The 18,994-nt window shown below is 65.9% G+C and carries 17 protein-coding genes; 6 read left to right on the top strand and 11 right to left on the bottom strand.

The genetic code is table 11. From position 1 onward, the window contains the following. Window positions 1-22: 22 nt before the first annotated feature. From R2676_RS13255 to R2676_RS13235, 5 genes are all read right to left on the bottom strand, one after another. Window positions 23-484, bottom strand: coding sequence for a hypothetical protein (locus R2676_RS13255; RefSeq protein WP_206273301.1), 462 nt, complete (start codon window positions 482-484; stop codon window positions 23-25). 248 nt (window positions 485-732) lie between these two features. Then, on the bottom strand, window positions 733-1,035 hold the full coding sequence (locus R2676_RS13250) for a CBU_0592 family membrane protein (protein WP_027678386.1): 303 nt from the start codon (window positions 1,033-1,035) through the stop codon (window positions 733-735). Between the two features lie 65 nt (window positions 1,036-1,100). Next, complete coding sequence (locus R2676_RS13245) at window positions 1,101-1,910, bottom strand: TorF family putative porin (RefSeq protein WP_206273300.1); 810 nt, start codon at window positions 1,908-1,910, stop codon at window positions 1,101-1,103. After that, a complete protein-coding gene (gene betA, locus R2676_RS13240; RefSeq protein WP_206273299.1) occupies window positions 1,910-3,631 on the bottom strand; it encodes a choline dehydrogenase in 1,722 nt (573 codons plus the stop codon). The genes R2676_RS13245 and betA overlap by 1 nt, the downstream gene beginning before the upstream one ends. 16 nt (window positions 3,632-3,647) lie before the next feature. Then, window positions 3,648-5,171: an aldehyde dehydrogenase family protein gene (locus R2676_RS13235; RefSeq protein WP_051530829.1), complete on the bottom strand. Its 1,524-nt coding sequence runs from the start codon at window positions 5,169-5,171 to the stop codon at window positions 3,648-3,650. Window positions 5,172-5,437: 266 nt separating this feature from the next. Here R2676_RS13235 and R2676_RS13230 point away from each other — a divergent pair, with 266 nt between their 5' ends. The 3 genes from R2676_RS13230 (at window position 5,438) to R2676_RS13220 (ending at window position 8,444) form a co-directional block, all read left to right on the top strand. After that, entirely contained in the window at window positions 5,438-6,883 is a 1,446-nt protein-coding gene (locus R2676_RS13230; protein WP_206273298.1) for a PAS domain-containing protein, read from the top strand. A gap of 191 nt (window positions 6,884-7,074) precedes the next feature. Then, window positions 7,075-8,145 carry a DMT family transporter gene (locus R2676_RS13225; RefSeq protein ID WP_206273297.1) on the top strand — a complete coding sequence of 357 codons (1,071 nt, stop codon included), beginning with the start codon at window positions 7,075-7,077 and terminating at the stop codon, window positions 8,143-8,145. Then, on the top strand, window positions 8,142-8,444 hold the full coding sequence (locus R2676_RS13220) for a hypothetical protein (RefSeq protein WP_206273296.1): 303 nt from the start codon (window positions 8,142-8,144) through the stop codon (window positions 8,442-8,444). The genes R2676_RS13225 and R2676_RS13220 overlap by 4 nt, the downstream gene beginning before the upstream one ends. A gap of 179 nt (window positions 8,445-8,623) precedes the next feature. Here the strand turns inward: R2676_RS13220 and R2676_RS13215 are convergent, their stop codons facing one another. From R2676_RS13215 to R2676_RS13190, 6 genes are all read right to left on the bottom strand, one after another. Beyond that, on the bottom strand, window positions 8,624-10,726 hold the full coding sequence (locus tag R2676_RS13215) for a phosphocholine-specific phospholipase C (RefSeq protein WP_206273295.1): 2,103 nt from the start codon (window positions 10,724-10,726) through the stop codon (window positions 8,624-8,626). 478 nt (window positions 10,727-11,204) lie between these two features. Continuing rightward, complete coding sequence (locus tag R2676_RS13210; RefSeq protein ID WP_206273294.1) at window positions 11,205-12,395, bottom strand: VanZ family protein; 1,191 nt, start codon at window positions 12,393-12,395, stop codon at window positions 11,205-11,207. 115 nt (window positions 12,396-12,510) lie between these two features. Next, on the bottom strand, window positions 12,511-13,176 hold the full coding sequence (locus R2676_RS13205) for an ABC-type transport auxiliary lipoprotein family protein (protein WP_206273293.1): 666 nt from the start codon (window positions 13,174-13,176) through the stop codon (window positions 12,511-12,513). A 9-nt stretch (window positions 13,177-13,185) separates the two neighbouring features. Then, window positions 13,186-14,154, bottom strand: coding sequence for an MlaD family protein (locus R2676_RS13200; RefSeq protein WP_206273292.1), 969 nt, complete (start codon window positions 14,152-14,154; stop codon window positions 13,186-13,188). Then, window positions 14,154-15,035, bottom strand: coding sequence for an ABC transporter ATP-binding protein (locus R2676_RS13195; protein ID WP_206273291.1), 882 nt, complete (start codon window positions 15,033-15,035; stop codon window positions 14,154-14,156). Before R2676_RS13195 ends, R2676_RS13200 begins: the two co-directional genes overlap by 1 nt. Further along, entirely contained in the window at window positions 15,032-16,156 is a 1,125-nt protein-coding gene (locus R2676_RS13190; protein ID WP_206273290.1) for an MlaE family ABC transporter permease, read from the bottom strand. The genes R2676_RS13195 and R2676_RS13190 overlap by 4 nt, the downstream gene beginning before the upstream one ends. 187 nt (window positions 16,157-16,343) lie before the next feature. Here R2676_RS13190 and R2676_RS13185 point away from each other — a divergent pair, with 187 nt between their 5' ends. From R2676_RS13185 to R2676_RS13175, 3 genes are all read left to right on the top strand, one after another. Next, complete coding sequence (locus R2676_RS13185) at window positions 16,344-17,225, top strand: biotin--[acetyl-CoA-carboxylase] ligase (RefSeq protein WP_206273289.1); 882 nt, start codon at window positions 16,344-16,346, stop codon at window positions 17,223-17,225. Further along, window positions 17,222-18,103, top strand: coding sequence for a type III pantothenate kinase (locus R2676_RS13180; RefSeq protein ID WP_206273288.1), 882 nt, complete (start codon window positions 17,222-17,224; stop codon window positions 18,101-18,103). The genes R2676_RS13185 and R2676_RS13180 overlap by 4 nt, the downstream gene beginning before the upstream one ends. A 101-nt stretch (window positions 18,104-18,204) precedes the next feature. After that, window positions 18,205-18,990 carry an SPOR domain-containing protein gene (locus tag R2676_RS13175; RefSeq protein ID WP_206273287.1) on the top strand — a complete coding sequence of 262 codons (786 nt, stop codon included), beginning with the start codon at window positions 18,205-18,207 and terminating at the stop codon, window positions 18,988-18,990. The last annotated feature ends 4 nt before the right edge of the window (window positions 18,991-18,994 follow it).

Raw genomic sequence — 18,994 nt, 5'->3', positions numbered from 1 at the left:
CTTTTGCTTTGGCGCGGCTGGATCAGGCTTGCGAAGCGGCGTCCTTCGGATACGAGGCATCGCCGTTCCACGACAGGTAGCCGTAAGTGTCGGCCTGGCGGTCGGCACCCTGCGTGTAGACGTCGTACTTGGCAGCGGCGCCGTCGGTGTACGGATCGGCCTTGGCGATGGCGCCATCGGTGTACGGGTCAGCCTTGCCCACGGCACCTTGGGTGTACGGATCGAAGCGATCGGTCTTCCACGACAGATAGCCGTAGGTATCAGCTTGACGATCCGCACCTTGGGTATAGACGTCGTACTTGGCGGCAGCACCCTGCGTGTAGGGGTCAGCCTTGGCGACAGCGCCTTGCGTGTACGGATCGGCGCGGCCTTGCACGGCGGCAGCGGCCGGCTGGGCCGACAGCAGCGCAGCGGAAGCGGAAAGCGTGGCCACCAGGGCCAGCAGCGTATTGCGGGAGAAAGCGGTTGCGAGACGGGTGTTCATGATGGGCTCCTGATCTGTCTGGATATTCGGTTGCGCTCAGTTCGTTGCGCTTAAGATCAGAATAGATCGTTGCCCTTGATGAATAAATGTCCAAACCAAGAAAATACTGTTCTCCAAAAATCAACAATTAGGACAGGCCATGTTCTGCATAAAGTGGCCTGTGAACCATATTTGCGGGGTAGATCGGCAATAAGAGACCCCAAAAAAAACCGCGTACGTGGACGCGGTTTTAGTCGTGCTCGGCGAACCTACTGCTGCGCCGGGTGACCCGGACGCGGTGCGCCTGGAACCTCGGCCACTGGCCGCCCCGCCTGCTTGTTGCGCCACCAGCCCATCAGCGTCAACGCCAGCCAGAAGAACTGGGTGAGGAACGACGCAAGATTGAACGCGCCCATCAACGAAATCAGGATGCAAATCGGTCCAAGGAGATTGAGGCGAACGGCAAATGCGCCGGTCGGGGGCTTATGCAGGACCTGCACGCCAAAGTGTGCAGAGACGTACGCGGCGACGCCGACCAGACCGACAACGTCGGTAAAACCCAGGGAGGCCATGGTGTGTGCTTTGAAAGCAGAGGTTGTGGAGAAAGGGTTGCAGGTAAAACGCCGTCGCCCGCCGCTCAGTACGTCGCCGTCAGCTTGAGGGCGACGGTGCGTCGGCCGAGCGTCATGCGATCCGTGCCGTTGCGGGTGGAGAGTTGGTGGGCATAAGCGGATGCGTCCGCGCCGGTCAAAGCGGCAGACAGCGTCACGAACTTGTTGATGGGTCGCGAGAGTTCAACGCGGTAATCGGTAAAGCTGAAGGCGCTGTGGTTGCGCACATGCTCGTGGCCAACGTGCAGCCCGAGCGTGAAGTTGTTCGGCAAGGGCACAGCCCAGTTGGCTTCGGCGTAAGTGGAACCACGGCTGCCGCGGTCGATGCCGTCGGCCAGCGAATTGCCATCGAAGCCGAAGTAGTTCGACAGCGTCGTCCATAACTTGACCGACACGCCGCGCCAGCCGGCCCCGACCATCCATTCCGTGTAGTCGTAGCCGGTGGCGGGGCCGCCGCCAGCGGCCTTGTCGTAGCGGGCACCGGGATACCAGTAGCGATAGAGCCCGGTGGTCAGTTCGACGCCGTGCGCGACGGTGGTGGCATAGCCGAGGTAGGTGTCGATTTCGGCATGCGCACCGGCGATGACGTGGTCGCTGACCTGCGCGCCCCACACGCCGGCATAGAAGCCGCTCGGCGATGCGTAGTCGACGCCGGCTTGGAGCGCAGGTTTTCCCCATGTCTGGCGCAGGCCGCGCGACACGTATTGCGAGACAACCGATGCGTTGGCCGACCAGCGTCTGTCATCGCCCGCTGGCACCTCGTCCGCCAATGCGGGCAACGCAGCTGCACACGCCGCCGCCCCGCCCAGCATTGCGGTGACCTTGCGCCAGCGCATCAGGCCGCCACCAGTTCACTGGCAACCAGCGGCTTGACCGGCGCCTGCAGCGGCGATTTGCCGTGCACGTAGAACGCCGCATCCGAGCGGGCGAGCGGCGCCACACCGCGAATCCGGTCGGCGATCTTCTCGGCCATCATGATCGTCGGCGCGTTCAGGTTGCCGGTGATGATGCGCGGCATGATCGATGCATCCACCACGCGCAGACCCTGCAAGCCATGCACACGGCCTTCGTTGTCGACCACGGCCATCGGATCGTCGGCCGCCCCCATCTTGCAGGTGCAGGACGGATGCAGCGCAGTCTCAGCGTGTTGCCGCACGAAGGCGTCGATCTCGGCGTCGGTCTGTACGCTCGGGCCTGGGCTGATCTCGCGACCACGGTATTGGTCGAACGCACGCTGCGCGATGATGTCGCGCGTGATGCGCACACCGGCGCGGAATTCACGCCAATCCACGTCATGCGCCATGTAGTTGAAGAGGATGCGCGGCTTGTCCCGCGGATCGCGCGAGGCCAGCTTCACGTAACCGGTGGACGGCGAACGCATCGAGCCCACGTGGCACTGGAACCCATGCATCTTCACCGGGTTGCTGCCGTCGTAGTTCACGGCCAGCGGCAGGAAGTGGTACTGGATGTTCGGCCATTCGAAGCTGTCATCGCTGCGGATGAACCCGCCCGCCTCGAAGTGGTTGCTGGCGCCGGGGCCGGTGCCGTGCATGTACCACTCCAGCCCGACCTTCGGCTTGTTGTACCAAAGCGTGTTTTCGTAGATCGACACCGGGCGCAGGCACTCGTACTGGATGTACATCTCCAGATGGTCCTGCAGGTTCTCACCCACGCCGGGCAGATGTGCCACCGAGTGGATGCCCAGGGCACGCAGCTCGTCGGCATTGCCGACGCCCGAGCGCTGCAGCAACTGCGGCGAAGCGATGGCGCCGCTGGCGACGATCACCTCGCGGCGCGCACGCCATGTTTCGCGGTTGCCGTCCATCAGCGCCTCGACGCCGACCGCACGCGTGCCATCGAAGATCACCCGATCGGCCAGCACGCGCGGCAGCACCGTCAGCGTGGACCGCTTGCGCGCCTCGTCGAGATAGCACAGCGATGTGCTGGCGCGGCGGCCCTTGGCGGTGACGGTGCGATCCATCGGGCCCAGGCCCTCCTGGCGATAGCCGTTCAGGTCGTCCGTGGCCGGAATGCCGGCTTGCTCACCGGCTTCGATAAAGGCGTGGAACAGCAGGCTGTTGTCGTGCTTGGGCGTGGTGACCTGCAGCGGGCCCGAATCGCCGTGCCAGTCGTTGGCGCCCTTGTCATACGTTTCCGATTTGCGGAAGTACGGCAGGCAGTCGGCATACGTCCAGTCGGGCAGGTTGAAATCGCTCGCCCAGCGCTCGTAATCCATCGCGTTGCCGCGAATGAAACACATGCCATTGATCAGCGACGACCCGCCCAGCCCCTTGCCGCGGCCTTGCGCCATGCGGCGGTTGTTCATGTGCGGCTCGGGCTCGGTTTCGTAGGCCCAGTTGTACGTGGTGCCTTGCAGCGGATACGCCAGCGCCGCCGGCATCTGCGTGCGGAAATCCCAGCGGTGGTCGGGGCCGCCAGCTTCGAGCAGCAGCACGGTCACGTCCGCGTCTTCGGTCAGGCGCGCAGCCAGCGTGCAACCAGCCGAGCCCGCGCCCACGATGATGTAGTCGTACTCCTGTACGGTGTTTGTGGTCAAAACATGCCCTCCGTTCTTACTCAGCACCGGCGCCGAACCAGCCCATCGGCTGCGGTGCGAGGTTGATGTAGCTGTGCTTCAGTTCGGTGTACTCGTCCAGGCCGCCGCGGCCCAGTTCGCGGCCGATGCCGCTGGCCTTGTAGCCGCCCCACGGCGCTTCAGGAAAGTACGGGTGATAGTCGTTGGCCCACACGGTGCCGAAACGCAGTGCGCGGGTCACGCGGTTGGCGCGGTTCAGGTCGGCCGTCCACACCGCCCCGGCCAAGCCGAACGGCGTGGCGTTGGCGCGGCGCACCGCTTCTTCTTCGGTGGAGAAGCGCTCCACCGTCAGCGCCGGGCCGAAGATTTCTTCGGTGGCGATCTTCATGTCGTCGCGCACATTGGCGAGCACGGTCGGCTCCAGCCAGAAGCCGCGCTCGAACGCCTCGCCCTCCGGCGCCTTGCCGCCACAGCGCAGCACCGCACCTTCCTGCACGCCGGCCTGAATCATGTTGATGATCTTCTGGCGCTGGAATGCGGATTGCACCGGGCCCATCTCCGTGCCCTCGGCAAAGCCGTTGCCGATACGGATGCGCTTGACGCGCTCGACCAGCGCATCGACAAAGCGGTCGTGAATGCCGTCTTGCAGCATCAGGCGCGATCCGGCCGAGCACACTTGGCCCGCGTGGAAGAACGCCGCATTGACCGCGTAGTCGACAGCGGCATCGAAGTCCGCGTCGTCGAAGATGATGTTCGGGTTCTTTCCGCCCAGCTCCAGGGCGACTTTCTTGAAGTTGCCGATGGCTGCATTCATGACCGCCGCGCCAGCCACCGCGCCACCCGTGAACGAAACGAGATCCACGTCCAGATTGCGCGACAGCTCGGCCCCGGCCTCGCCCGCTCCAGTGACGAGGTTGAACACGCCCGCCGGCACGCCAACCTCGATCAGCAGCTCGGCAAAGCGGTGCGTGGTCAGCGGCGTCAGGTTGCTCGGCTTTACGATGACGGTGTTGCCCGCGCCGAGCGCCGGCGCGATCTTCCAGGCGGCTTGCAGCAGCGGGTAGTTCCACGGCGTGATGAGGCCGCATACGCCCACCGGCTCGCGCAGCGTGCGGCTGATGACCGTGTCGGGCGCCTCGTTGATGAGACCGGATTCCGTGGCAACCAACCCCGCGAAATAGCGGAACGTCGCGGCAATGCCGTCCATGTCCCAGCGGCTTTCGGTGATGGTCTTGCCGGTGTTGAGCGATTCGAGCGTCGCAAGGTTCTCGGCGTCTGCGTCGATGGCGTCGGCAATGCGGTTGAGCAGGCGAGCGCGATCGCGGGTGCCCGTCTGGCGCCACGGCCCTTCGTCAAACGCGCGGCGGGCGGCAGCAATGGCACGCTGCACATCGGCCACGGAGGCATCGGCCGCCTGCGTCAGGACGTTTTCGGTGGCGGGATCGACGATGTCGCGGTACACGCCGCCCTCGGGCTGGACCCACTGGCCGTCGATATAGAGATCAAGACGGGGCGCCAGCGTGGCGGAATGGAATTCGGTGGAAAGGGAAGCTTGCGTCATATCCAGTACCCCTGTGGATGGCTGGCGCACAAAGAGACGGCGCCCGAAATGCCGACACCGTAGCGTCTTGGCAGACGACATTCGGCGCGGCGACCCAGAAATTCACTCATGGTGTTTTTATTTACCTTTGGAGAATTTTGGACTAGTCTAGGAAAAATTAGTTGCCTCAGGCCAATCGTTATGGCCTAACGATGGTGAATTTCGATAAATTTTGGCTATTTTTAACGCGCTATACTCTTAGGAATCACTGTCAGTAAATCCGCCCCATGACCGCCGCAGCACTTCCGCCGCCCGACGGCCACATCGATGACGACAGCTTTGCCGGCCGCCTCAAAGGCGTGCTGACACGCGGCCGCATCCAGCTCAAGCAAGTGGCGGCGGCGCTGGGCGTGTCGCCGTCGGCGGTCCACAAATGGACGCGTGGCGGCGAAATCGAATACGCCAACCTGCTGGCATTGGCCCGCTTCCTGAACGTGAATTGGTTGTGGCTGCGTTACGGAGACCGCGCGCTCGCCGATCTGGAAGCCAGCTTGGCCACCGACGCCCGCGCTCGCGAAGGCCGCCAGAAGCACATCGCGGCCATCATGGAAAGCGAGGCGCGCATGACCTTCGCGCAGGAGATTTCCGGCGTGGTCACGTGGGAGTGGAACCTGCTCACGGACGCGGTCGCGTATTCACCGAATGCCGCTCGCCTCTTTGGCCGGCCGATCCGCACGCTGGACGATTTTTGGCAATGCGTGATTCCCGAAGACGTGCCCGGCGTGCAGGCCGCGGTCTCGCAGAACCTCAGCGCGGGCGGTGTCTACGAGCATGAATTCCGCATTGCGCTGGCGCCGGACGTGGTGCGCTGGATCGTCTCGCGCGCAACGCTCGTGCGTGATGCGCAGGACCGCCCGGTCAAGATGATCGGCCTGAGCCTAGACACCACGGAGCGCCACACCGCCGAAGCCGCGTTGCGCGATTCGGAAGCGTTGCTGGCCAAGGCGCAGCAGATCGCCCACCTCGGGAGTTGGCTCTGGGAACCGGGCACCGACGCCTGCCGATGGACGGATGAGGCTTACCGCATCTTCGGCTGGGCGCCGCAATCCACGCCCGTGACGATGGCGCGCTATCTGGAGGCCATCGTTCCCGCAGATCGCGCCCGCGTGCAGGCCGTGCTGGACCGCGCCGTGGCATCGCGCCAGCCGTATCGCGTTGAATACACCATCACCCTGCCCGACGGTTCCCACCGCCATCTTCGTGAAGAAGGCGAAGCGCAGGACCCATCGGCCGCCACGCCCACGATGATCGGCGCGGCGCAGGACATCACTGCTGAAGTGGAAGCCCAAGCCGCCTTCCGCGACAGCGAGGCCAAGTTGCGGACGTTGTTCGAACAGGTGCCCGTCGGCATCGCGCAGGTCAGTCTGGAAGGCCGCTGCCTGCGCGCCAACCCGTGGCTTTGCACGCTGCTGGGCCAGTCGGAAACGGCGCTGCAGCAGCGGATGCTGCTCGACCTCACGCACCGCAACGACCTCGCCCGCCACCTGCGCCAGTACGGTGAGTTGCTCGCCGGCACGGTACCAACGTATGCGCTATCGCTGCAGTTGGTACGCGGGGATGGCTCTGCCGTACCGGTGCGGATCACCACGTCCTTGGCCCGCGATCCGGCTACGGACACACCGCTGCATCTAATCACCGTGGTCGACACCGTGCCCGAGGCGGGCGCCTCGTAGCCCACGGCACACCCCCGACGTCGCAGACGTCAACTTCTGACAATCCCGTCAACCATTGCGACTTTTTCCGGCACGCCTGGAGGGCCGGCATAGACTCCGAAAAACTTACAGTTAATTTATCAACCTCCAGTAACTAAAGCGTCACACCCGGCCGTTTGGACGTCTGACGCGTACAGAACAAGGAGATCGGTTTGGCCTCTTCCTCCGCCGCCCGCGCGGCCCATCATCAACGCACGCTTCAGTGGGGCTACCGCTGGGCCTTATGGGCCGCCATCCTGTGGGGCGCTTGGTACGTGCCCGGCACGGCCGTCTGGCATGAATCCCCATTCGCCGCGATGGACCTTTCCGACCCGCGCGTCTTCCTGGTCTGCGCGGCTGTCATCACGGCGTTCCACAGCGTCATGGTGACGGTCTTCCAGTGGGTGTGGCTCGGCTCGCTCGGCAAGCTGGGGGATTACTTCCGCACCCTCGGCCAATTCCGCAAGATCTCGCGCTGGTACTTCATTGCAGCGGTCGTGGGCGGACTGATGGCCAACTTCGGCTCGTATCTCGCGATGGGCTATGTGGGCGCCGTGTTTGCGGCCGTGGCCGGGCTGCTGTACCCGGTGGTGGGCGCGACGGTGGCCAAGCTTTGGTACAACGAGCGCATCAGCGCGCGGGCGGCAGTCGGCATCGCCATCATCATCCTGGGCGGCGTGGCGATCTACGCGCCGGCACTGATGGCAGAATCGCACAGCGGCAGCCATCAGTGGATCGGCTACCTGGGTGGCGCCATGGCCGCCATCGGCTGGGGCCTGGAAGGCGCGATCGTCGGCCGCGCCATGGACGTGACGGACCCCGACTGCGGTGTCTCCATCCGCTACACCGCCGAGGCCATCTACTGGGTCGTCTTCATCCTGCCGGCCATCGCGCTGTTCGTGCATGTGCCGGTGCCCGTGACGGAGATTGCCTCGGGCATCGTCCACAGCAAGGCGCTGCTGTGGCTGGTCGTGGGCGGCCTCACCTTCTCGTTCTGCGCAGTCGCCTGGTACAAGTCGTTCCCGTTGATCGGCGTGGGACGCGGGCAGGCGCTGGGCGCGTTCTACGCAATGTTCGCCACCCTCTTCACAGCCATCTTCACGCTGCAGTTTCCGGAGTGGTATTTCCTGATCGGGCTGGCGCTGGTGATCTTCGGCGGCTTCGTGATGGTGTCGGAAAGCGCGGAAAACCTGGAAGTCATCCGCGGCGGCGCGGCACCTGCAACCACGGAGACGCACGCATGAAACTGCACATGAAGGGCTACATCCTGCAACTGCTCGCGGGCAGCGACATGCTGTGGGACAGCGAAATCGCCCATCGCACCTGCATCGAATACGGCAAACCCGAAGACGAGTACTGGACGGGCAGCATTCGCGCCATCCTTGCGGACCTGTACTCCGGCGGCCTGGTGCAAACACCCGAAGACCAGCTCGACGACGCCACCAACAAGATGCACTTCCGCTACGCCATCACCGAGTTTGGCCGTCAGCGCATGGCCGACACCGGCCTGCTCGACCTCGAATCGAAGGAGACCACGCAATGACGCAGTATTGGGGCTATCCGTTTGCTGATGTCCTGGCGATCGTGGTGATCGTCGGGCTGAGCGCGCTGGCGCTGTATCAGGCACGCACGTACACGAAACAACTCTGACGCTGAGCGTCGCAAGGAAAAAAACGGCCCGCTGGCAAGTCACGCCAGCGGGCCGTTTTGCTGGGGTCTCGCTTATGCGCTCAGCGCCGGATCGGACGCGCTGACACGGCCGGTCTCAACGTGGCCAGCAAGGCGACGCTCAAAGCCGGCATCGCTGCTGGCCGTGACGGTCAGGTCGTACCAGGCGTGCTGGCCGCGCAGGTCCAGGTACACCGCCGCATCGTCACCGCCGCGCACTTCGCGTTGCACGCTCTCGCCCGTGTAGGCGCTCTTGATGGTGAAGACGGTAGGCGCGCGGCCGTGGTTGATGAGACGCAGTTGCAGGTTGCCGTTGGCCACGTCGTAGCCTTCCTTCACTTCCAACGCGCGACCATGCGGACGCAGCAAGCCTGACAGCGTGAGCTTGCCGACAAAGCGACGCAGGAAGCCGTTCGGGCCATGCACCGTGAAGTCATACGCGCCGCCAGCGTTGACGGCCAGCTTGTCCGACAGGCGCTTGCCCGCCTCGACCGTGTAGGTGCGCGGTGCGTCCGTGCTGCCGGCGGTGTAGACGAGGAAGGCGGCGCCCACGTCCCCGGTGTTCACGAATTCCAGTTGGAACTTGCCGGCGGCTTCGTCCTGGCGGCCGCGCACGAACAGTTCGTACGGCAGCGCACGCGATGGGCGCACGCCGGCTTCCTGCTTCGGCACGGCCTGCACCAGCGGCGGCAGCGGCACGTAGCTGGCGTGGCGCAGCTTGTCTTTCGGCACATAGGCGGTAGTGCTCGGCAGCGCGGGCACCACCTCGTTGGGCGTCGCGAAATTGAACGCCGACGTCAGATCGCCGCACACGGCGCGACGCCACTTCGAGATGTTGGGCGAGCGTACGTTGTGCGTGCGCTTGAAGCGCTGTTCGATGAAACGGATGATCGACGTGTGGTCGAACGTTTCCGAGCACACGAAGCCGCCCTTGGACCACGGCGACACCACGAGCATCGGCACGCGCTGGCCCAGGCCGTAGCTGCCGGCGCCGTACGTGCTGTTGCCTGGAAAGTACTCGCCCGTGGTGTCGACCGTCGACAGGCCATTGCTGCCCGACGATGCAAACGGCGGGACGAGGTGGTCGAAGAAACCGTCGTTCTCGTCGTAGGTGATGAACACCGCAGTCTTGCTCCACACCTCGGGGTTCGAAGTCAGGATCTGCAGGACCTGGTCGATGTACCAGGCGCCGTAGTTGGCCGGCCAGTTCGGATGCTCGGAGAACGCTTCCGGCGCGGCAATCCACGACACCTGCGGCAGCGTGCCGTTCTGCACGTCGCGCTTGAGGATGTCGAAGTAGCCGTCGCCGGCTGCTGCGTTGGTGCCGGTGCGCGCCTTGTCGTACAGCGGGCTGCCGGGCTGTGCATTCTGGTATTGCTTGAAGTACAGCAGCGAGTTGTCGCCGTAGTTGCCGATGTAGGCGTCGCTCGTCCAGCCCCAGGAGCCCGCGGCGTCCAGGCCCGTGCCGATGTCCTGGTAGATCTTCCACGAGATGCCGGCGGCCTCCAGCACCTCCGGATACGTCGACCAGCCGTAGCCGGCTTCAGCGTTGTCGATCACGGGGCCACCGCCGACGTTGTCGTTGCCGACGTAGCCGGTCCACATGTAGTAGCGGTTCGGATCGGTCGACGTGGGTGTCGCGCAGTGATAGGCGTCGCAGATGGTGAAAGCGTCGGCCAGCGCGTAGTGGAACGGAATGTCCTGGCGCGTCAGGTACGCCATCGTCGTGGTGCCCTTGTGCGGGACCCAGCCATCGTAACGGCCGCCGTTGACGGCAAGGTGCGTGTCGTTCCAGCCGTGCGGCAGGTCTTGCAGGAACTGCAGGCCCAGATCGGGCGCGCTCGGGCGGAACGGCAGCACTTCACCCACGCCACCGGCCATCGGCTGATGCCAGACGCTCTTGCCGCTCGGCAGCGTGACGGTGCGCGTATCGCCATACCCGCGCACGCCACGCAGCGTGCCGAAGTAATGGTCGAACGAGCGGTTTTCCTGCATGAGGATCACGATGTGCTGCACGTCTTCGATCGTGCGGTGCGCGTTATGGGCGGGAATCGCCAGCGCCTGGCGAATGCCTTCGGGCACCGCGCCCATGGCTGCGGAGGCAGCAGCCAACTGGGCAGCGGAACGGAGAAAACCACGGCGACTGTTGGAGGTCATGTTCTCGTCCTGATGTCTGTGTGTTTGGGGTTGGGGGTGGGGGGAGCGGGGGACAACACGGGGCAACGCCGGACTGAGCGCGTGCGAACGCAGTCAGTCGACGGCGTGGATCACGGGAGGCACATGAGGATCGGCCGCATCGCCACCGCTCAACGCGAACGCAGACACCACGGGCAATCGACGGCGAGCGCCGGCGTTTTGGCTGGCAGACACAGATGACCTCCTGATGACATCAGCGAGCCGGACGGGGCAGCGCGCGCCGTCAGCTCATCAGGCGCTAAGGTAGAAAGGATTCATGTCGGTTACGTGAAGACGGCGCGCGCCGGCATCACCGCGCGTCTGCGCTGGAGGGGATGGGCGTATTCGCGTGACGCGCGGGTTTTGTCGCCATGGCGGCGATGTACCTCGGGGCACTGCTGGCACTGATTGCGGTACGCCGCGCAGCGTCACCGCGTGCGGCACCGGCCGCAGCGCGCGCTCAACGCGCCTGACGTCCGGCGCGCCGCTGCAGCTGCGTCTGCTCGGCGCGCCAGGCCAGATAGCCCAGGCCGAGAAACGGCCACAGCCAGCCGATCCATTGCGACAGGCTGTTGAAATGGACGAAGCGTCCGAGCCGCCAGCTCTGCGCCGACACCCACGAATACGGGCTCGGCGGCAGCACGTTGGACAGAATGATCAGCGCAATCAGCAGCGTCATGGCCAGCGCGCCGCGCAGCCAGCGCGGCAACCGCACCAGCAGCACCAACACCAGCGAGCCGACGACCAGCCCGAAACGTGCGCCGGACGAAAGCCAATCCCACGCGCCGCCCAGCGGAAACTGCAGCACCGTCGCCCCCGCCTTCACCAGCAGCGCCCCGGCCAGCAGCGCCGCCAGCAGGCGCAGCATCGGCGCACCGCGGCGCATGGCCACGCTGGCCAGCAACCCGGTGCCGATCCAGCTGCAGGCCGTGATGAGCGCTTCGAGCAGCTCCTGGCGCTGCAGTGCTTCCGGATGTGCCGTCAGCTTGTCCTGCCAGTCGAACAGCTCCGGAAACCAGCCGTTGAGGAGATTGACCACAAACGCATCCGGCGATGGATCGAGCAGGATGCTGCGGATCACCCCGCCCATGCTGAAGAGAAATTCCTGCGGAAAGATCTGCGCGAACGGCCACACCAGCATCAGCAGGATGGCGAAGGTCGCATGCGGCTCGAACCACCGGCGGCGCAGGCGGCGCAGCCCGCCCCGGTCGATGAGCCGGGCTGAAAACGGCAACATGACGATGCCGCCCAGCAAGGCGCCCAGCGTGTTCGTCGCCAGATCGACATTGGAGGACACGCGCGTGGGCAGATAGGTCTGGATCGCCTCCATCGCGCCGGAAAGCAGCAGCCCCGCCAGCAACGCCAGCAACACCGCACGCCAGCCAGTGATGCGCGGATGCAGCGCCAGCACCGTCAGCATGCCCAGCGGCATGTAGCCCCACACGTTGGTGAGCAGGTCGAAGCCGGTGTTGTAGCGCGGCAGCGGCGCGCTCAGGAAGGCGAACGGCGACACGCCGGTGTCTGTCCAGCCGGCAAACGGATACAGACTTGCGTAGACGACCAGCAACACGAACCAGCCCAGCCCGGCGCGCGCGAGCGGCGAGTGACGATGCGAGGTGGGCGCGGCGGGTTGCGAGTGGAAGTCCGTCACCGGAGAAGCTGCAATCTAGAGGGAGGAGCGGACGTGCCCGGAAGAAGCCGCCCATGATAGCGTCCGATGCCGCGCATCACGGATGGTTCCTCCGTCCGGTGGAGAAGTCGAGGTCTCAGCGCCGGAGCATCCCAGAGGCAGCCGAGGACCTCGCGGGCGCGGAAGACGGCGAGGCCGCGAGCGGCAAGCCCGCCACCCAGTCGAGCACCTCGCCGATGGCCTTGTCCGACGCCTGTGTGAGCGCCGCCACGCCACCTGCTGCATCTGCGCTGGGCGCCGGCGCATCGGCCTGCACCACACGCTGGTCGATCACACCGCGCGCCAGCGACACCGTTGCCCGCAACCGCACCACGCCGCGGCTGGCGTCCGGCCTGTCAAACACCTGTGAAAAATCGACCAGCTCGACGCGCAGGCTCGGCACTTCTGGCGTGGGATAGCCGATCACCTGGCCGCGCCCCGCCGCCGCATTGCGCAAACGGGCATCGAACAGACTCACGGGCGATTCCACCCACCGGCTGTTGGCGTAGACGTCGGTGCGCTGGCTTTGCGCATAGGCGAGGCGGTAATAGATGGCGTTGCCATCCATCCAGCCCGGGCCGGCCACGTCGGCCACGCGCAGGGCGGTGGGCAGGCGCGCGCCAGCGCTTGCGGCCGGCGCGAGCCCAAAGTCATACAGGGCAGCGGGCGCCACGGGCGCGCTCGAGCAGGCTGCCAGGAGCGACAGCGCCATCAGCGCAGGCAGCGCGTATGCACGGCGGAACACAGCGGACAACATCGACATGGAATCTCCTCAGGGCTGGGCCGAAGCGCGGGCGGCGGGCGCGGTAAAGCCGGTTTCACCGGGGCCGGGTGCGCCGGGTGCGGGGCCAAACAGCACGCTTTGCGGCCGGGCGTTGAAGTCGGTCACGGCATGATCGAAGCCGCGCACGGCCTGGCGGGCCTCACGCGCAAAGCCATTGAGCTGCGGCAGCGTTTCGTACGTCAGCACATTGGCGGCGGATTGCATCGACTGCGTTGCCGCCGTCAGATCGGTGCCGGCACCGGAAAGCGTCGTCATCAACGGCCCCTTCGGATCCGACAGCGACTGCGTGAGCTTGCGCGTGGCCACCAGCGTGGAATCGAGGTTGTCGGCAATCTGCGGCAGGCGGCGCATGGTCGGTTCAGCCTGCTGCGCGAGCGTGCTGTAGGCGTCCATCGTCTTCTGGAACGATTGCAGCGACGCAGTGACCTGCTGGCGATGCTCGTCGTCAAACATGATCGACAGCGAACTGAGCGTCTGGTCGAGCTTGGAAAGCATCTGGTCGCCGCGTTTGTCGAGTTCGTCCAGGAAGCCGGCTTCCATGCGGATGCGCGCGGGGTTCTTCTCCGACGTGGCCAGGTGCGTGGGGCTCGGCGCGCGCTTGCTGTTGTCGAAACCGCGATCGTCGAGCTGCACATAGGCGAGGCCCGTCACGCCCTGGTACGCCAGGCGCCCATACGTCGTGGTGGTGATGGGCGCATCCTTGTCGACCAGCACGCGCACGACGATCTGCCCGGGCACCTTGTCGTCAAAACGGATGCTGTCGACCTTGCCGACGTCCAGGCCGCGGTATTTCACGGAAGCCTGCGGGTTCAGCCCGTTGACAGTGGAACGGGTGACCACTTCGTAGGGCACGCGCACAGTCTGGTCGCGGTTGAACCACATGACCGCCAGCCCGATGAAGATGGCCAGCCCGATCGTAAACAGCCCGGCCAGGAATGCGTGGGCTTTGTTTTCCATCAATCCTCCTGCGTCGAAAGCGAGGCCGCGGCCACCGCCTCCGTCATCTGCGGGCCCAGCGCCATGAGGGCCCGTTTGCCCCGTTCACCGAGGAAATATTCCTTGATGAAGGGATGATCGATCTGAATGATCTGGTCCAGCGGCTTGGCCGCCAGCACCTTGCGGTCCGCCAGCACGGCAATGCGGTCGGACAGTGCCACCAGCGTGTCGAGATCGTGCGTCACCATCACGACGGTCAGGCCGAGCTCCTGGCGCAACTCGCGGATGAGCGCGACGTAATCGTCCGACGCGCGCGGGTCCAGCCCCGCCGTCGGCTCGTCCAGAAACACCAGCTCGGGCTCGAGCGACAACGCCCGCGCCAGCGCCACGCGCTTGATCATCCCGCCCGACAGGTCCGACGGCATCTTGTCGGCATCGGTGGATTTGAGCCCCACCATCTGCAGCTTCAGCATCGCCACGCGCTGGATGAACGCATCGGGCAGCGTACGCAATTCGCGCATCGGCAACGCCACGTTGTCGATCACGGACAACGCAGAGAACAGCGCGCCGTGCTGGAACTGCATGCCCCAGCGGTTGCGCATCGACTGCAGATCGTTGCCGACCTGGCAGGTCAACTCCTCGCCAAAGATGTGGATCGTGCCCGAGGTGGGTTTCTCCAGCCCCACCACCTGGCGCAGCAGCGTCGTCTTGCCGCTGCCCGAACCGCCGACGATGGAAAGCACCTCGCCGCGAAAAACGTCCAGGTTGATGTTGTCGAGCACCGTCACCTTGCCGTAGCGCTTGGTGACGCTGCGCACCTCGATCACGCGTTCGCGCGCGGGCGTGATGGCCTCGGGCGCGGCCCCGGCGTGCACGATATGCGGATGACGGGGTCGCGTCATATCCCGATGTCCTTGAAGAGGATGGCGAACACCGCGTCCGCCAGGATGACGATGGTGATGGATACCACGACGGACGTCGTCGTGCCCTCCCCCAGGCTCTTCGTGTTGGGCTGGATGCGCAGCCCAAAGTGGCACGCCACCAGCGCGATCAGCATGCCAAACACCACGCCCTTGCCGATGCCGAGCCACAGATTGGCCACCGGCACCGCATCAGGCAACGAGGTGATGAAATACGTCGGGCTGATATCGAGCTGGAACTTGGCCGCCAGAATGCCGCCCGCCAGCGCAAGCAGATCGGTCCACGCCACGAGCAGCGGCATGGCGATCGCCAGCGCAATCACCTTGGGCAGGATCAGCCGGAAGCCGTGCGAGATGCCCATCACGCGCATCGCATCCAGCTCTTCGGTCACCCGCATTACGCCGATCTGCGCCGTGATGGCCGAGCCCGAACGCCCGGCCACCAGAATCGCCGCCAGCACCGGCCCAAGCTCGCGGATGATGGCCATCCCGAGAATATTGACGATGAAGATGCTGGCCCCGAATACGCGCAGCTGGTTGGCCGACAGGTAGCTCAGCACAATGCCGATCAGGAAGCCGACCAGCGCCGTGATGCCCAGCGCCTTGTAGCCCGTGCTGTAGATGTTGGCGGAGATCTCCCGCCACGGCCCATGATGCGGCGCGCGCAGGAACCTGCCGAAGTCGAACACAAGCTGACCGACCATCGCGATGCCATCGCGCGCGTGATCGAAAAAATCGAGCATGCCCGCGCCGAGGATCGTGACCGGATTCAGGCGTGGCGCCAGGCGTTGTTTCCAGCCGCCGGGGTCGAGCTTGGCCACGCGGTCGATCATGCGGCGCTGGTCGGGCCGGGCGTCAAGGTGTTCGGGCCACTGGTTGCCCCAGGCACGCCAGAGCAGCTGCGCCCCAAAGTGGTCGATACGGCCGACTTCGGTCAGGCACCACGCGTTGGCATTGTCCAGCCCGGCGCGGATCTGCTGGCGCGCGCTGCGCACGCCGGCGCGTTCGGCCAGGGCAAGCGTCGTCCAGTCGCCGGAGAGGAAGGCGACGGAGCGTCCATCGACGACGCGCACCTCAAGCTGCGGTGTACGGCAGGTGATCAAACGGTTCTCCGTAAGCGGTGATGCCGGATATCGGTCGAATTGTAGCCAACGCGCCGCCGAACACTGTCACACTGGCCCTCACACTGTGAGGCCTTTGCGTCGCTTGAAGCAAGCGCCGGGCCCATGTTTGCAACGCCGCTCGTACAATGCGCGCATTCTTAGCGCGAACCTGATCGCCCGTTTTTCTATGTCTCTTGCCGAACCCTCCACGCGATGGCGCCTTGCGCGCGAGCGTATCCAGCCCAGCGGTCCCGCCGCCGGCTGGCCTGTCGACGTGGTCGAAGCCACCGGCTCCACCAGCGCAGACCTGATGGCCGCGGTGCGTGATGCCGCGTGGCCTGCCAACACGGCGGCTCCCGCCCCTGCCGGCACGGCGCCACTGCTCGGTGCGCGGGTGCTGGCCGCGCAGCGTCAGACGGCAGGACGCGGCCGCCAGGGGCGCCCATGGGGCGGCGACCACGGCCTGACCTTCTCCGTCGCCTGCGCCTTTGCCGGTGAGCCCGCGCAACTCGGCGGCCTGAGCCTGGCCGTGGGTGTGGCCGTGGCCGACGCCGTGGCCGGGTACGCGGAAGCGCGAGGCGGCAGCGGACAGGCGCTCGGCCTCAAATGGCCGAACGATGTGCAAATCGCCGGGCGCAAGCTGGCCGGCATCCTGGTCGAGACCGTGCGGAAGGAACCGGGCCAGACCTGGGCCGTCATCGGCATCGGTCTGAACCTGGAACGGCCGCGCGTGCTGGAGACCGCCCTGGGCCGAGGCCTGTCGGGCGTGGAAGAACTGGTGGATGCGCCCGAACCGAACGCCGTGTTTTCGGCACTGCTCACGTCGCTCGGAGAACACCTGCAGCGCTTCGGCGCGCAGGGCCTGGCGCCGTTCGTTGCGCCGTTTGCCGCCCGTGATGCCTTTGCCGGCGAACGCGTGCGCCTGTGGCAGGACGGCACCGTGGTGCTCGAAGGCGTAGCGCACGGCATCGACGCACAAGGCCGCCTCGCGATTGAATCGGGCGGACGTGTGCAGTGGGTCCACAGCGGCGAGGTCTCCTTGCGCAGCGCAGACGCGGAGCAGCCATGACTCGCCTGAAGGTCTCGGCCGCGCACGCCGCCCCCGCCCGTCCGCTGTTGCTGATCGACGCAGGGAATACGCGCATCAAATGGGCGTGGATTGCCGGCGGCGCCGATGCCGAACTCGCCCTGCCGGAGGAGCCCGGCGGCACGCCCTGGCAGCATGCCGGCGCCCGCGCGCATGATCGATTGGCGGAGCTGGTGGAAGACTGGCGCGATTGCCACGCCTCCGGCGTTGCGCCGCCCGAGGTATGGATCAGCGCGGTGGCCGGTCCGGCGCTGCGCGATGCACTCACCGCCCGCATCGCCCGCGTGTTCGATGGGGCGCGCGTGCGTATTGCGGCATCGGAAGACGCGACCGCCGGCCTGCGCAATGGGTATCGCGACCCCACGCAACTCGGCACTGACCGATGGATCGGCGCGGTCGGCGCCCGCCATCTGTGGCCCGACACGGCCTTGCTGCTCGTGACGGCCGGCACCGCCACCACGCTCGACATCGTCACGCCCGACGGCCTGTTTGCCGGCGGCCTGATCCTGCCCGGCCTGACGTTGATGATGCGCGCACTGTCACGCAACACGGCGCAGTTGCCCGAAGTGGATGTCAGCTACCTGAGTGCGGGCGACGTCGTGGCACCGCCCTGGGCCGACAACACGCAAGACGCCATCGCGCTGGGCTGCGTCATCGCGCAGGCGGGCGCCATTGCGCAGACGTGGATGGCACTGCAGAAGCAACATCCCGGGCCGGCACGCTGCGTGCTGAGCGGCGGGGCGCGCGCTGCGCTGGGGCCGCATCTGCGCATGCCGTTCCAGATGCACGATAATCTCGTGCTGCTTGGCCTGCAGGTGCTGGCGCGCGCGAGCCGGGAAGGCGCCGCGACGCTGGCTTAGTCTCACATGGCCGGGCTGCTGTGTTCGCCTGACGTTTTACCGTTGTTGCCGCTGTGTTCCTGCATTCCGAACCACCACCCGAATCCACGTCCGTTCGCACCATGACGCTTCGCCTCGCCCTGCTGCTCCTGCTGCTCGTCAACGGCGTTCTGCTCGCGGCCAATACCGGCGTGTTCGGGCCCGAAGTGTCCAAGGCGTGGTTCGAAAGCGAGCGCGAGCCTGACCGCATGCGGCGCCAGATCCGCACCGAAGAGATCCGTATTCTCGAACCGGCACCCGCTTCTGCACCGGCCGCAACCGTACCCAAATCGGCGCCGGGGTCGTCGCCGGCTGGCGCCGCACCAGCCGCATCGGGCTCCCAAGCCAACATCGAGCCTGCGGCGCTGACCACTGCCGGCACCGCTGAAAGCGGCGGCACTTGCACCGAGCTGGGCGGCCTGACCGAAGCACAGGCCACGCGCGGCATCGATCAGCTCAAGCAACTGGCGGGCGTGCAGGTTGAGCGCATCACGCGTCAGGAAGACAACCGCTGGTGGGTCCACATGCCGGCCCGCGACACGCGCGACGATGCCGAGCGCAAGGTCTCTGAACTCAAGCGCCGCAACGTAGCGGATTCAGCCATCGTGCAGGAAGGCAATACGTTTGTGGTGTCGCTGGGCCTGTTCCGCGACAAGGAGCGCGCGCAGCAGCGCCTCGATGAACTGCGCGCCAAGGACGTGCGCACGGCCGTGGTCACGCAAACGCGCCGGCTTGGCTCGCAGACGTCGCTGCGCGTGACCACCACCGCCGATGCGGCTTCGGGCGTCGCAGCCCAACTGGCCGCGCTGAAGAAAACCCTGGGCGCCGAAGACCTGCACGCGTGCGCGGCGGTCACGGCATCGCGCTAACCCT

The sequence above is a fragment of the Ralstonia flatus genome, from assembly GCF_958439105.1.
Taxonomy (GTDB): Bacteria; Pseudomonadota; Gammaproteobacteria; order Burkholderiales; family Burkholderiaceae; genus Ralstonia; species Ralstonia flatus.
The sequence above is the reverse complement of the archived record's forward strand: the minus strand, read 5'-3'. Positions and strand labels throughout refer to the sequence as shown.